Source organism: Pseudomonas sp. B21-051, assembly GCF_024748795.1.
GTDB classification, from domain to species: Bacteria; Pseudomonadota; Gammaproteobacteria; order Pseudomonadales; family Pseudomonadaceae; genus Aquipseudomonas; species Aquipseudomonas putida_A.
In genome coordinates, this window is record NZ_CP087166.1 from 3,947,612 (window position 1) to 3,961,417 (window position 13,806).

The 13,806-nt window shown below is 54.9% G+C and carries 11 protein-coding genes and 1 pseudogene; 5 read left to right on the forward strand and 7 right to left on the reverse strand.

The window, feature by feature from the left end; translation table 11 throughout:
* Positions 1-113 precede the first annotated feature (113 nt).
* Positions 114-665, forward strand: coding sequence for a UDP-4-amino-4,6-dideoxy-N-acetyl-beta-L-altrosamine N-acetyltransferase (gene pseH, locus LOY52_RS17650; protein WP_258675302.1), 552 nt, complete (start codon positions 114-116; stop codon positions 663-665).
* A gap of 75 nt (positions 666-740) precedes the next feature.
* On the opposite strand, the gene LOY52_RS17655 is transcribed toward pseH, so the two are convergent.
* The 6 genes and pseudogenes from LOY52_RS17655 to LOY52_RS17675 all read right to left on the reverse strand — a co-directional run bounded on the left by LOY52_RS17655 (position 741) and on the right by LOY52_RS17675 (position 6,733).
* A complete protein-coding gene (locus tag LOY52_RS17655; RefSeq protein ID WP_408980405.1) occupies positions 741-1,520 on the reverse strand; it encodes an EAL domain-containing protein in 780 nt (259 codons plus the stop codon).
* A gap of 136 nt (positions 1,521-1,656) precedes the next feature.
* The gene (locus LOY52_RS27470) at positions 1,657-2,529 is read right to left on the reverse strand and encodes a methyl-accepting chemotaxis protein (protein ID WP_408980441.1); all 873 of its coding nucleotides are present in this window, start codon (positions 2,527-2,529) and stop codon (positions 1,657-1,659) included.
* Positions 2,530-2,562: 33 nt separating this feature from the next.
* A pseudogene (locus LOY52_RS27475) lies at positions 2,563-3,591 on the reverse strand (methyl-accepting chemotaxis protein); the annotation flags it as partial.
* 446 nt (positions 3,592-4,037) lie between these two features.
* The gene (locus tag LOY52_RS17665) at positions 4,038-4,400 is read right to left on the reverse strand and encodes a DUF6124 family protein (RefSeq protein ID WP_258675308.1); all 363 of its coding nucleotides are present in this window, start codon (positions 4,398-4,400) and stop codon (positions 4,038-4,040) included.
* Between the two features lie 635 nt (positions 4,401-5,035).
* Complete coding sequence (locus LOY52_RS17670) at positions 5,036-6,148, reverse strand: hypothetical protein (protein WP_150369179.1); 1,113 nt, start codon at positions 6,146-6,148, stop codon at positions 5,036-5,038.
* 207 nt (positions 6,149-6,355) lie between these two features.
* The gene (locus tag LOY52_RS17675; protein WP_258675312.1) at positions 6,356-6,733 is read right to left on the reverse strand and encodes a DUF6232 family protein; all 378 of its coding nucleotides are present in this window, start codon (positions 6,731-6,733) and stop codon (positions 6,356-6,358) included.
* Positions 6,734-6,933: 200 nt separating this feature from the next.
* Here LOY52_RS17675 and dusA point away from each other — a divergent pair, with 200 nt between their 5' ends.
* Positions 6,934-7,929 (forward strand): tRNA dihydrouridine(20/20a) synthase DusA, encoded by a 996-nt coding sequence (gene dusA / locus LOY52_RS17680; protein WP_123588481.1) that lies wholly within the window; start codon positions 6,934-6,936, stop codon positions 7,927-7,929.
* A 52-nt stretch (positions 7,930-7,981) separates the two neighbouring features.
* Here the strand turns inward: dusA and LOY52_RS17685 are convergent, their stop codons facing one another.
* Positions 7,982-8,815, reverse strand: a complete 834-nt coding sequence (locus LOY52_RS17685; protein WP_258675314.1) for an undecaprenyl-diphosphate phosphatase — start codon at positions 8,813-8,815, stop codon at positions 7,982-7,984.
* A 507-nt stretch (positions 8,816-9,322) separates the two neighbouring features.
* Between LOY52_RS17685 and LOY52_RS17690 the strand changes: the two genes are divergently transcribed.
* The 3 genes from LOY52_RS17690 (at position 9,323) to LOY52_RS17700 (ending at position 12,771) form a co-directional block, all read left to right on the forward strand.
* Positions 9,323-10,063, forward strand: a complete 741-nt coding sequence (locus tag LOY52_RS17690) for a winged helix-turn-helix domain-containing protein (RefSeq protein WP_258675323.1) — start codon at positions 9,323-9,325, stop codon at positions 10,061-10,063.
* A 278-nt stretch (positions 10,064-10,341) separates the two neighbouring features.
* Positions 10,342-10,986, forward strand: a complete 645-nt coding sequence (locus tag LOY52_RS17695) for a helix-turn-helix domain-containing protein (RefSeq protein WP_096796999.1) — start codon at positions 10,342-10,344, stop codon at positions 10,984-10,986.
* 390 nt (positions 10,987-11,376) lie between these two features.
* Positions 11,377-12,771 carry an undecaprenyl-phosphate glucose phosphotransferase gene (locus tag LOY52_RS17700; RefSeq protein ID WP_258675327.1) on the forward strand — a complete coding sequence of 465 codons (1,395 nt, stop codon included), beginning with the start codon at positions 11,377-11,379 and terminating at the stop codon, positions 12,769-12,771.
* The last annotated feature ends 1,035 nt before the right edge of the window (positions 12,772-13,806 follow it).

Below are 13,806 nucleotides of genomic sequence, written 5' to 3' on the forward strand. Positions count from 1 at the left end.
GAACACCGCAATCTTGTGCAACATCCTAGACATGCGTCGCGCACGGCAACATGAAACTTTGCTGATCGACAGCGCCGGTTCAGAATCGCTTATCCGCCGACAAGGACATCCCCATGCAATTCCTGCCCCTCACCAACGCCAGCCCCGCCATTCAGGCCCGTATCCGCACCCTGCGCAATCAACCGGATGTGCGCAAGTTCATGTACACCTCGCATGAAATCAGCGAACAGGAACATGCCAACTGGCTGGCTTCCTTGCAGGGCAACCCACGGCAACAAGTGTTTGTGGTGATCAAGGATGAGCAAGCGGTGGGCGTTGTTTCGTTGAATGCGATCAACGTTTTACACAAGAGCGCGGACTGGGCGTTTTACCTGGACGTCGGGTTACAGGGCAAGGGCTTGGGTAGTGTGGTCGAGTTCTGGATGCTCGATTACGCGTTTGATGTCGCCGGTCTGGAAAAGCTCAATTGCGAAGTGCTGGCGATGAACGCGGCGGTGGTGAAGATGCATCAGAAGTTCGGCTTCGAGATTGAAGGCGTTCGCCGGCAGAACATCTTGAGAGAGGGTGCGCGGATCGACGTTGTTCTGCTCGGTATCACCAAAAACGAATGGCAGAACAAGCGCCCTGCACTGGCGCCCGTGATCGAACGGCTCAACACCGTTTAAAGTCGCAAGGCCGTCACCTGGAGGTGACGGCCTTCGCTGCCAGTGAGCGTCAAGATTATGAGTAGGAGTCCAGCATCAAACCGCCCGCCACGCCTCCATCGGAATCTGCGCCATCGCCTCAAACGCCGGTTTGGCGAACCAGAAACCCTGCATCAGATAAATCCCGCAATCGGCCAAAAAGTCCCGTTCCTCCGGGTGCTCGATGCCCTCGGCAATCACCTCGATCCCCAGTTCAGTACACATGCCCACCACGCCCCGAACAATCGCCTGACGCACGCGATCACGGTGGATATCGCGGATCAGCGCCATGTCCAGTTTGATCAGGTCCGGCTGAAAGTCCGCCAGCAGGTTCAGGCCGGAATAACCGGCGCCAAAGTCATCGATGGCGGTCTTGAAGCCGAACTCGCGGTACTCGCGCAGGATGTTCATCAAGTGTTTGTTGCTCTCGACGTGCTCACCCTCGACCGCTTCGAAGATCAACCGATCGAGCGGGAACGCATGCGCGCGAGCCGCCTCCAGCGTGCTGCGAATGCACATGTCCGGACGATAAACGGCGTTGGGGAGGAAGTTGATCGAAAGAAAACCGGTGAGCCCCAACTGCGCGGCCGTGGAGATCGCCCGCACGCGGCACAGTTGATCGAAGCGATAGCGGTTCTGGTCATCGACCTGCTGCAAAACCGAAAGCGCACCCTCGCCCTGCACGCCCCGAACCAAGGCCTCGTGGGCGAAGGTCGATTGATCACGCACATCGACAATCGGCTGGAACGCGAAGGAGAACGCCATATCGGCCTCGCCTTTTTGCCGGCATCCTTGGCACCCCCCGCTGGGCTGGGGGAAAATTGGTGTATTGGTCATGACGCCCCCTGAGAGCGGGTTGCAACCATCCATGGCCCAGAAAAAAATCACTGCACGGACCGGGTGGCGCCGCTTGGCGGCCCCCGCTTATACAGGCTGACCGGTCAATTCCGGCCAAGTTCATTGCGAAATGCCATCAGGTGCGGAAATGCGCCGTCATGCGCTGCAGGTCCTGCCCCAGCGATGCCAGCTCAATGGTCGCGGCAGCACTTTCTTCGCTGGCGACGGCCGACTGATCGGCCACATCGCGCACACTGACGATGCTGCGATTGATCTCATCGGCCACCGCACTTTGCTGCTCGGCGGCGGCGGAAATCTGCAGGCTCATTTGCTGGATCGTGCCGATCGAATGGTTGATCTCGGTAATCGCCTGCTCGGCCTTCTGCGCCAGCACCACGGTGTCCAGCGTGCGCTCGCGGCTGGATGTCATCAGCGTAGATGCCGCTTGCGTGCCCTGCTGCAGAGTGACAATCAGCGCCTCGATTTCCTTGGTCGAATCCTGCGTGCGCTGTGCCAGCGATCGCACTTCATCTGCAACCACGGCAAAACCACGCCCCTGCTCCCCCGCACGCGCCGCTTCAATCGCCGCGTTCAGCGCCAGCAAGTTGGTCTGCTCGGCGACAGCCTTGATCACATCGATGACCTTGCCGATCTGCTCACTGTCCTGGGACAGCACGTTCATCGCCGCGCCCAACTCCTCGATCGCCACCGACAGTTCGCTGATCTGCATGGTGGCCTGCTTGACCACCGCACTGCCGTGACGTGCCTGCTGATCGGCCAGTGTCGCGGCGGCGGATGCGTCGGTGGTGTTGCGCGCCACCTCCTGCACGGTCGAGGCCATTTCGTGCATCGCCGTGGCGACCTGATCCACCTCGACTTTCTGCTGACGCACACCGGCGCTGGTCTGCTCGCTCATCGCCGAGAGCTTCTCGGCCGATGTCGAAATATGCGTCACGCCGTTGCCGATCCCCTGCACCAACGTGTTCAGACTTTGCGCCATGTCCTGCATCGCGTTTTGCAGATCGCCCAACTCATCCTTGCGGCTGGATTTGGCTTGCACCGTCAGATCGCCTTTGGCAATCCGTCGCGCCAGCTCCACCGTCAGCGCCAGCGGCCCGGTGATCTGCCGCGAGATCAGCACCGCAGCCAACAGACCGACCACCAGCGCCAGCACCGTCAGCACGGCAATCTGGATAAACGCACGCTGTTGATCGTCCCGCGCCAGATGCTGCTGCGTGTCCATCAGCCCGGTCATGATGCTGTCCATCGCCTGGCTCTGTTGATCCACCTGCTGGCGCAGGCTCTGCTTCTGCTCGAACAGCGCGGCGACCTGCACCAGCACCTCACGATAACGGCGCATCCCGGCCTGCGCCTCTTCAAGCTGACTCGACAGGGCCACCGGCAACCCGCTGCGCGCCTTGCTCATGTCTGCCAGGAACGCATCGATGGTGTCCAGCAGCACCTGCTTGTTGGCCTCACTCGGCACGGCGATATAACGCCGCAACATCAGCCGAAACATCGTCATGCCATTGCGCAGATCCGCCACCGTGCGCAAGTCCGCCACCCGTGCGCTATCGGCCGACGCCAACGCGCTGGCCGTGGTGCTCTCGAACATGCTGTTGAAGGTCTCGGCGTACTTGTCCGACATCGCTCCCAATGGTTTCAGCGCATCGCTGGTTGCCTTGTCCGCCTCAATCAAGCGCTTGACCTGCTGATCGTAAGCCAGCGTGGTGTCCTGCAAACGCTTCAAGGCCTGCTGGTTTTCTGCCCGCGTCAGGGTCTGCAACGCCTTGGCGATCAGCCCCTGCAACGCCGTCAGCTGCGACTGATAAGCCTCGGCATAAGCGACATCCGCCGCCGCTTCGTACTGCTTCTCCGACAGACGCATGTCCTGCGTCGCATTGTTGAGCGTGCCGATCAGACGCGTGGTGCCCAGGCGATCCACCAGCACATTGCTGCTGCTATAGCCAATGAAGGCCACCGCCCCCACCGCCAGCAAAAGAACGCCAAACCCGGCGCCCAACTTTCGGGAAACCTTGATGTTGCCCAGGAAACTCGATGCTTCTGCCATGTTCAGCCTCTAACGCCCTGACGTGATTCAGCGTCAGGCACAAAAAGTAGATCTCTGATAACCGGAGTTACCGTTCATATTCGGGGTCGTCGTCCTGGGCGAATACGGGCAGCTTCCACTGACCCGGCTGCAACAAACTGACGCGAAAAGCCGTACCGACGGCCCACGCACCAGCGGACAAATCCAAGACTGACGCTGGATTTATCGTTTCAGCAAAGGTGTTGGAACGGATGCTATAAATTTTGGGAAAAGTTGTACAACTTTATATTTTTGTATAATCGTTGAACTTTTTTGAGCACGTGATGACGCATTGCCATCATTTTTTGTGGCACATCGCTATTGCTGCGGATACAGGCTGAAAACCGCCATTTTCGGCGGTTGTTTTGCGCATCGACAGAACGCCCTCCGCGACCACGACCTCGTCGCTCGCCACGGAGGGCTGCGATCTACGCCTTGAGCTCGACGTTATCCAACGCCTGATTCACCGCCAACTCCCCCAACATCAACACCTGCGCAATGCCCTGCAGCGTCTTGCGGTGCGAGACATCCAGCAACGCGGCGAAGTCGTTGAGCATGGTCGTGGCGGAACCCAGGGATTCGCTGGCGTTGGCGAGCAGGGATTCAGTGTCGTAGGCCGGGTTGGCGAGGAACATCGGTTTGGATTGATCACCGCTGGCCATGATTTGGCTGGCCGGGGTGAGGTAGTGATCGAGGGCGCGCTCGGCGGCTTCGTGGAGTTTGCGGGAATCGAGGGATTCGTAGGGGGATGCGGGGTCGGATTCGGGTGGGTTGGGTGTTGGTTTGAACATGGATGGAGCCTCTAGTGCGAATACTAAAAGGAGCCATCACCCTCGCTACCAAACGATAGGTGGCGGCCATACGCGGGTTGGTAGACCGGTCGCACTAGAACCCGGCGCCCACGAATGAGCCCCACGCATGACCACCATGAAATCGAAGTCCCGGGAAGGACTGCACACGGTGACGCCATGAGTCTAGAAACGAAGCGGGCTACCAAACCCGGACACTGGTTTGCAGTGACATAGGGACGATAGAACCCACGAGCTAGACGCACAAGCCGGCGGATTCTGTCTTAGGTGTAGGGGATGGTGCAAGGCGTTGTAGGGCTAAGGTATTGCAGGCAACCACACTTTAAACAGACCGTATCTAAGACGTTTAAATTGAAGGCGCTGCCCAAGGCACGAGTCTAGGTAAGTCTGATAAAGTCAGCACCGGTTCATTCGTTGTCAGGGAGTCAAAAATGGCAAAGCCCGCCGCGCGTATCACCGATCCCACCAATTGTCCAATGCCCGGCACCGCCCCAAAAATATCATTTCTACATCCCTCGATATCCTTTCTGCGGACTTACAGCCACGCCAACTTTATTCACCACCAAACATTCGACGAATAAGCTGCCCGACCTTCAGATCATCCGTTTTCACGTCCCTTACAAACTCTGTGTAGATCGCCCACCCTCATCGGAAATTTTCTCAATAAAATCTGGAATCAATCTTTCACTAATCCCAGCCACTATTGCCAACAAAAGCAACTTCTTAACATCAGAGCTTAACAACTCAAAAAATACTCCAGCTTTACAAGCCAAGATAGCAACAACTCCGAAACAGCAACCTAAGCCAATGCGTACTACACCTTGCAAAACGATATGATGCAAAGGCTCGAAAGGAACAACCTTTATATCTTTTGAACGCTGCAAAACCGAAATCAATGCCCCAAGTAAGCCGCCAACCGCACCCACCAAAAATAACGGACTTAGTCCATCAAAACCAAAAACTTCCCACTTAAAATAAATAAAAGCGAAAACAAAAAAAAGTAACAACGAAAAAGCTATAACAGAATAGATCAACCTGGAACTGGCTTGCACCTCAATCACCTTCATTAAATATTGCTTTGCCGACTCATAGGCGCCACTTGTATCTGAAGAATTTTTACGCAACGCAACAACCAAACTTGACGCCAATTTAAAAACAAATAATTTCCGCTGACCATCCCCTAACATTAATCGCCCTAAAGCACTAAGCTCAGACAACTCAACAAAAATACCATCATCAAATTTTTTCCCATCCCTTACTTCATAAGCCACCTCTCCTTCCCTATCGATCCAGACGACAAAATCGTTTGACTTATCAATCACTCTGAATATTTCATCAGATGCATCTATATACTTTTCCAGTTCATCGAGCAGATAGCAAGCATCAGAGTCATCATGCTGCAAATCTCCTATTTTCTCACCGCTAAGCACTGCCGTAAAAATACGAACCTTATATCTGTCTAGTCTATTAGCGTGAACTCCTTTAAATTTATCCTTCGCCCTTTCAAGCAAAAAATTTAGCCGTGACATTAGGCGTCTTTCTACAAGCGAGACTCCTCTGGCAGCCCAGTTAATAATTGATTCATTCCTATAAACAATCGCTCTTGGACTGACATGATAAATATTCAAAATAAGCTCATCATTCAATCGATCACCAACTCTCATATCTCGATAATCCAAATCTGGACCAAGATAAAAGCTTCTAGACTTCTCAACCTGAGTCTCCTCCATAAAACCACAACCCTTATGCTTTGTACTTCATGATATAGAAACCGAATGAGATGGAAACAAAAAAACAACCACCTCAATAAAAAACCAAACCATTAAATTGGATGAACGCAACAAAGTTAACCAACAAAGCGACAAACTGGACGGATTAATTTGCCGCCGATCATTTACCGTCGAGCATCTAGCATTAAATAAATCCGTCGCTTTTTTTCATCCACGATGAATGATTGAGTCATTTATCGCGCCAACGACTCTGGAAATCCAATAAAGATCCGCATCTTGCAGAGCTTGCTGCTCCCCAGAAGACGTAGTAAGTACAATTGTATATATCGTCTTCTGCATAAGGAACCAAGCAAGACCTGCAAAAAACAAGACGACGGAAGCGGTATCTATACCTTTTTTATATCCGATAATCGCCCCGACAATCATCAGCAGTATGGGCCAAGTACGATTAGGATTTATTTGAGAGGTTTTCACTGCCGTGACTCCGCTCATCGCGAACGTCTTTTGCCCCGGAAGGATGAATCGGCTGTTGGTAACCTTTACTTCACGTTCGTCAAAAAAGACTTTTTCTTGCTGAGCGTCCATTGCTTCTCCCTGCACAGGCTTGGTTTTGTTGGTTTAGAAAATAGGGATTTAGCCATCAAATAGCCACCCTATGCTAGTCAGATGATTGAAAAAAGCACTCACAAATGTCGCAATCATCGCGGGAGAGCATCTGCAAGCCCGCCACTCTCAATCCTGATAAACTCCCCCACCTCCCAGCCCCACCCAATCCAGAACCGCCAATGTCCCCTATCTCCGCCACACCCGCCCCACTCTCCCGCCGCTTCTCCGTCGCTCCGATGATGGATTGGACTGATAGGCATTGCAGATACTTCCTACGCCTCCTGTCGAAGAACGCCCTGCTCTACACCGAGATGGTCACCACCGGCGCTCTCCTCAACGGCGATCACGAACGTTTCCTCCGTCACAATGAAGCCGAGCATCCGCTGGCATTGCAGTTGGGTGGCAGCGTTCCTCTGGATCTGGCCGCTTGCGCGCGCATGGCGCAGGAGCATGGTTACGACGAGGTGAATCTGAATGTGGGCTGCCCGAGTGATCGGGTGCAGAACAACATGATCGGTGCGTGCCTGATGGGGCATCCGCAGTTGGTGGCGGATTGTGTGAAGGCGATGCGCGATGCGGTGTCGATTCCGGTGACGGTGAAGCATCGGATCGGGATCAATGGGCGGGACAGTTACGCCGAGTTGTGTGATTTCGTCGGGACGGTGCGGGATGCCGGGTGTACCAGTTTTACCGTGCATGCGCGAATTGCGATTCTGGAGGGGTTGTCGCCGAAGGAAAATCGCGACATTCCGCCGTTGCGTTATGACGTGGCGGCCCAGTTGAAGGCGGATTTTCCGGAGCTGGAGATTGTGCTGAACGGCGGGATCAAAACGATGGAGGCCTGCCATGAGCATTTGCAGACCTTTGACGGTGTGATGCTTGGGCGCGAGGCTTATCACAATCCGTATTTGCTGGCGGAGGTCGATCAGCAGTTGTTCGGCAGCAGCGCGCCGGTGATCAGCCGGGCCGAGGCGCTGGCGCAGTTGCGGCCATATATTGCCGAGCATTTGCAGGCGGGCGGCGCGATGCATCACATCACCCGACATGTCCTGGGGCTGGGCACCGGGTTCCCGGGGGCGCGCAAGTTCCGCCAGTTGTTGTCGGTGGATATTCACAAGGCCAAGGATCCGCTGGCCTTGCTGGATCAGGCTGGCGAGTTGCTGCAAGGGCGTTGATGCCCTCCTTCCGTAAAACGCGCCAGGCGGGTTGATCCGCCTGGCGTGCGCATCACCCCGCCGCCGCTTCCGTCCAGTTCACCCAGCCAAACAACCACGTCGCCAGAATCAACAAGCCAAACGCGATCCGATACCAGGCGAACGCGGCGTAGCTGTGGTTGGCGATGAATTTGAGCAGGCCGCGCACGGCGATCATGGCGAAGATGAAGGCGATGACGAAACCGAGGGCGAACACCGGCAGGTCGCTGGCCTGGAACAGGTCGCGGTATTTGTAGCCGGAGTACACCGCGGCGCCGACCATGGTCGGCATGGCGAGGAAGAACGAGAACTCTGTGGCGGCTTTCCGGGACAAGCCGAACAATAAACCGCCGATGATGGTCGAGCCGGAGCGCGAAGTGCCGGGGATCATTGCCAGGCATTGCACGAAACCGATCTTCAACGCGTCTGACCAGCGCATGTCGTCGACGTGATCGACGCTCACGACATGGTTGCGCTGTTCGGCCCACAACATGACGATGCCGCCCACCACCAAGGCCATGGCCACAGTGATCGGGTTAAACAGGTATTGATGAATTTTGTCAGCGAACAGTACGCCGAGGACCACCGCCGGCAGAAAGGCAATCAGCAGGTTGAGGGTGAAACGTTGTGCATTGCGCTGGGTCGGCAGGCCTTTGACGATGTCGAAGATCTTCGGGCGAAACTCCCAGACCACGGCCAGAATCGCGCCCAGCTGAATAATGATGTTGAACGCCATCGCGCGTTCGCCGCCGAAGTCCAGCAGGTCGGCGACGATGATCTGGTGGCCGGTACTGGAGATCGGCAAGAACTCGGTCAGGCCCTCTACCGCGCCCAATATCAACACCTGGATAAAGGTCCAGAAATCCATTAATCCTCCGTCAGAGCGCTCTTGATGAGCGACCGGTCAACTGCATTCAGGAATTGAGTATCTGAAGTTAAACAATCGGTATAACGCGACACCCATTGCCTGATCAGGCGACGGAGAATATGTCTTATCAAAAGACACACTCAAGCCATGTTAATAAACGTCCGCCTACGAACTACACGAAAAATATTTAGGGCTATAGTAGAAAAAAGTTCGACTGGCCAATAAAGTGTGATCCAGCTCACATTGTCTCAGGATCGTCGACAGTGGCAATTGGACATGAATAAAGCCATCGCCATAGATTCAAAATAGTGGCACAATTCCACATCGCCATCATGTAACGACTAGTTCACAACCCCGAGAAAATCAACTAAAAGCTTGAAATGCTTAATTATTGTTAGAAAACTCGAGAGCCACGTCTAAAAATCGCGTGAATGTTACCAATTGTCAGTCACAGATGAGAACCGGTGCTTTAACATCCCGATGTCAGCACCTAATTCGAGTCAAAGCATGATGCTCTCAGGGAACTTGGCGACTAGAAGTCCGCGCCCGACAAACGACGCACCCGGTGTTCTTACTCTGGGTCGTACCCGTGGCGTGGCCGAACATTTCAGGACGCTGATCGCAAAGCACGTACGCACTGACATGGCACTTGAGGCCGGTTCGTACACTAGTTCCTATAACAATGAACTTTCTGGTTCGTATCGCGCCATCTTCATCGTTATCGACACTCCACAAGCCCTGGAAGACAATCTTGCGCTGATCGAGAGCCTGCGCAGCGACAACTTGAAGCCAATCATCTGCGCAGTCATTACCGGTCGCGGCGCCTTCAACAAGATCAAGTACTTCCTGGCCGGTGCCGACTTCTGTATCAAACTCAATACCCTTTCCGACGAGGGCGACGAGTTGCTCGGTGAGTTCTTCAACAGCGAAGAATGGCAGCGGGATATCAATCTGACGCTCGACCCGACGCGCATCTGCCTGCAGGGCGGCACCAGCCAGAAACTCGACATTTCGTTCGCCGAGATGAAGATCCTGGAAGCCTTTGCGCAGACCAGCAATCACATTCTCAGCCATGATGAAATCGCCAGCATCATGGGGCTCAATACCAATTTCTACGACCCGAGAGCGCTGGAAAAATCGATCAGCCGCTTGCGTGGAAAAATCAAGGACATGTATGGTACCAACGCGATTCAGAGCATCCGCGGCTACGGCTATCGCCTGATGCGGGGTCTGATATCGACTGCCTGACTCTCGGGCAGCCATCCTCTTTGCATAATCACGAAGGATCGTCATATGCAACCATACAGCTCAAGTTGTACTTCAAATCTACTAATAATCAAGCCATTGAATGAGCACGGCTACACCGAACCATAACAATAAACTTAACAACATAGCAGCAGAACGAGTGGAATTTATCGAGGCCATTTTGGGCCCAGACCCTGCCTGTCGGTTACTTCCAAGGAAGTTATTGCTCGCCTGCCGATTTACCTTTTCGCCCATTTTGGTGCAAATTTTAGGAGAGAGACATGGAAACTAGTACAACCCTCCCAAGAAAATATTTTGTCGTCGTGACCAACAGTACAACGTCGCAGCGTGAACTTGAGAGCATTCTGTCCAGCGAGCGCTTCAATTCGTTTGGCACGTCTCAGGCACAAATGTTTATTGAAGGTGCTACTTCGCCCTCTTCCGCTCCCATGCTGATGGAGTTCACTTACCCAAGGGGCACCCGGAAAAACGTTGCCCGCACGATTGAACACGACACCCAGCGCATATTGGCCACCCTCGAATCGGAATGGCTGTCCGCACAATCGGCGAAGCCGTTTCAAAGTGCAGAGAGCGACACCCGCACTGCCGCCATCGAAGACGCCGCCACCTGCAACGAAACCTGGCATCTGGATAACGATCAAGGCGCCCTGGTCAAGGAAGGCGTCGAGATCAGCCTGACCGGACTGGAAACCGCGCTGGTGCGCAAAATGCTCCATCACGAAGAACGTGTAGTCAGTCGTGATGACCTGATCCTCAGCATCGGCCGCGAGCCGGAGCAGTATCGGGGCCTGGAGATGTGCCTGAGTCGCCTGCAGGACAAGTTCAAAAACGCGAGTAATGGTGAGCGATTGTTCCGTGCCGTAAGAAACCGCGGTTATTGCCTCATTCAGGAAATCGTTGCGTAAATACCGCCGATATCCGCGAACAAAACAAACAGAAAACAGTGCGATTACAAAAACAACAAGAGCACTCTGTTTGGCTTCACCTCCCCTGGTAATAATAGCTCCCTGCCTCCACCCCTCCTACAGTAACAAACACAACATAATTTATTCACCCCCTGCTCTGCGACCTTTTCTAACACCCCTGTATTTGATTATTAAAAAGTTGGCACTGTGCCATCTTGTTAGAACTCGTCAGACACCCTCTCCGGCAATAACTTAGTCTATTGATTGACGACAGTTCGGCCTATCGACGTTGTTACCTCAGGACACTCGTCCAATAACAACAACAAGCCTATCTAGCAACTCGGACTTCAACTGTCGAAACCTGAATGGACGTATTTCTGGGGATATCTCATGGAACTTTCTCTACGGATCAATCGAAATAACGGCCTCAAGGGACTTACCTTCTGGGGCCAATGGGCATTGGCGCAGGCTTTCATTGTTGCGTTGTTATTCATACTGGCTGAACGGCACACAGGCACCGTCGAGTTCTATTACCGCATGTGCGCGACACTGGCGGTATTGGCCTCGGTACCGGCGTATACGTTCAGCGGCGTGTATCGCAAGCAGGACAACTACCTGACCGGTCTCGGACGTTTGTTCATGGGCTGGTCGATGACCATGGTGGCGCTGGCCGGCATCGCGTTCGTGTGCAAGGCCGACGAAGTGTTCTCCCGCGAGGTGACGCTGAGCTGGGCGGTCTACGGCTTCCTCGGTCAGGCGCTGATGTACGCGCCGCTGCATGCCTTTTCCAAGTACTACCAGCGTTCCCGCACCAGCGCGCAGAAGACGCTGATCGTCGGCACTGGCGAGCTGGCTCTGGGTCTGGCGAAGAAGATCAGTCAGGTGGAAAACCTGCCGCTGGTAGGTTTGGTCAGCAATGGCGCGACACCGAATCTGGATTCGGATGCACCGCGTGTGGTCGGTGATCAGGAAGATTTGCTCGAGCTGATCAAGGACCATGACATCCGCCGTTTGTACATCACCCTGCCGCTGGCCGAGGCTGCGAAAATCGAAGCGATGTACGTCGATTTGCTCGGCGCCAACGTCGACGTGGTCTGGGTGCCAGACTTGAACAGTCTGACCCTGCTCAACCACTCGGTGAAGGTCGTGGATGGTCTGCCGGCGATCTGCCTCAACGAAAGTCCGCTGACCAGCCGCCCTACCGCTGCGCTGAGCAAGAGCCTGGTGGAAAAAGGCGTGGCGCTGCTGGCGATCATCCTGCTGAGCCCGGTGCTGCTGTTCATCGCATTGGCGGTGAAGATCAACTCGCCGGGGCCGGTGTTCTTCAAGCAGGATCGCCACGGCTGGAACGGCAAGGTGATTCAGGTCTGGAAATTCCGCTCGATGCGCGTGCACGATGATCGCGAAGTGATTCAGGCCAGCCGTAATGACTCGCGTATTACCGCGGTCGGGCGCTTCATCCGCCGCACCTCGCTGGATGAGCTGCCGCAGTTGTTCAACGTGCTGCAGGGGCAAATGGCCCTGGTCGGCCCACGTCCTCACGCTGTAGCGCACAACCACTACTACTCGGGGAAAATCCTCGCGTACATGGCTCGCCATCGAATCAAACCGGGCATCACCGGGCTGGCGCAAATCAGCGGCTGCCGTGGCGAGACCGACACCATCGACAAGATGCAGCGGCGTGTGGAGATGGACCTGCATTACATCAACAACTGGTCGTTGTGGCTGGATCTGAAGATCCTGGTAAAGACGCCGTTTACGTTGTTGTCGAAAGATATTTATTAATGGGCTGGTGACAAGCCAGGCAATACCGCAAGGGGACGAAAGTCCCCTTTTTTGTGTGCGGTATTTGATGGTGGGTCAGGCGGTTGCGAGGGTGGCAGTGCCGACGCCTTCGCGGGCAAGCCCGCTCCCACAGGGTCCGGCGACGTTCACTCAAATCGGGCACACCACAAAATCACTGTGGGAGCTTGCCTGCAAGCGATAGCGGTGGGTCAGGCAACATGGATTTTGAATGGACTTACGCCTTCGCGAGCAGGCTCGCTCCCACAGGAATCGGGGTGTGGATCAAGATATTTGCTTCACCCTCGAACCACTGTGGGAGCGTGGCTTGCCCGCGAAAGCGGCGGGTCAGGCAGCACAGATGTTGAATGTGCCGACGCCTTCGCGGGCAAGCCCGCTCCCACAGGGTCCGGCGGCGCTCACTCAAATCGGGCACACCACAAAATCACTGTGGGAGCTTGCCTGCAAGCGATAGCGGTGGGTCAGGCAACATGGATTTTGAATGGACTTACGCCTTCGCGAGCAGGCTCGCTCCCACAGGGATCGGGGGCGTTCACTCAAATCGGGCACACCACAAAATCACTGTGGGAGCTTGCCTGCAAGCGATAGCGGTGGGTCAGGCAACATGGATTTTGAATGGACTGGCGCCTTCGCGAGCAGGCTCGCTCCCACAGGGATTGGGGGCGTTCACTCAAATCGGGCACACCACAAAATCACTGTGGGAGCTTGCCTGCAAGCGATAGCGGTGGGTCAGGCAGCACAGATGTTGAATGTGCCGACGCCTTCGCGGGCAAGCCCGCTCCCACAGGGTCCGGCGGCGCTCACTCAAATCGGGCACACCACAAAATCACTGTGGGAGCTTGCCTGCAAGCGATAGCGGTGGGTCAGGCAACATGGATTTTGAATGGACTTACGCCTTCGCGAGCAGGCTCGCTCCCACAGGGATCGGGGGCGTTCACTCAAATCGGGCACACCACAAAATCACTGTGGGAGCTTGCCTGCAAGCGATAGCGGTGGGTCAGGCAACATGGATTTTGA

What these genes read in the sequence shown, in the direction of transcription:
- pseH (WP_258675302.1), top strand. Translation starts at nt 114, where the DNA reads ATGCAATTCCTGCCCCTCACCAACGCCAGCCCCGCCATTCAGGCCCGT.
- LOY52_RS17655 (WP_408980405.1), bottom strand. Translation starts at nt 1,520, where the DNA reads ATGACCAATACACCAATTTTCCCCCAGCCCAGCGGGGGGTGCCAAGGA.
- LOY52_RS27470 (WP_408980441.1), bottom strand. Translation starts at nt 2,529, where the DNA reads ATGCAGGACATGGCGCAAAGTCTGAACACGTTGGTGCAGGGGATCGGC.
- LOY52_RS17665 (WP_258675308.1), bottom strand. Translation starts at nt 4,400, where the DNA reads ATGTTCAAACCAACACCCAACCCACCCGAATCCGACCCCGCATCCCCC.
- LOY52_RS17670 (WP_150369179.1), bottom strand. Translation starts at nt 6,148, where the DNA reads ATGGAGGAGACTCAGGTTGAGAAGTCTAGAAGCTTTTATCTTGGTCCA.
- LOY52_RS17675 (WP_258675312.1), bottom strand. Translation starts at nt 6,733, where the DNA reads ATGGACGCTCAGCAAGAAAAAGTCTTTTTTGACGAACGTGAAGTAAAG.
- dusA (WP_123588481.1), top strand. Translation starts at nt 6,934, where the DNA reads ATGTCCCCTATCTCCGCCACACCCGCCCCACTCTCCCGCCGCTTCTCC.
- LOY52_RS17685 (WP_258675314.1), bottom strand. Translation starts at nt 8,815, where the DNA reads ATGGATTTCTGGACCTTTATCCAGGTGTTGATATTGGGCGCGGTAGAG.
- LOY52_RS17690 (WP_258675323.1), top strand. Translation starts at nt 9,323, where the DNA reads ATGATGCTCTCAGGGAACTTGGCGACTAGAAGTCCGCGCCCGACAAAC.
- LOY52_RS17695 (WP_096796999.1), top strand. Translation starts at nt 10,342, where the DNA reads ATGGAAACTAGTACAACCCTCCCAAGAAAATATTTTGTCGTCGTGACC.
- LOY52_RS17700 (WP_258675327.1), top strand. Translation starts at nt 11,377, where the DNA reads ATGGAACTTTCTCTACGGATCAATCGAAATAACGGCCTCAAGGGACTT.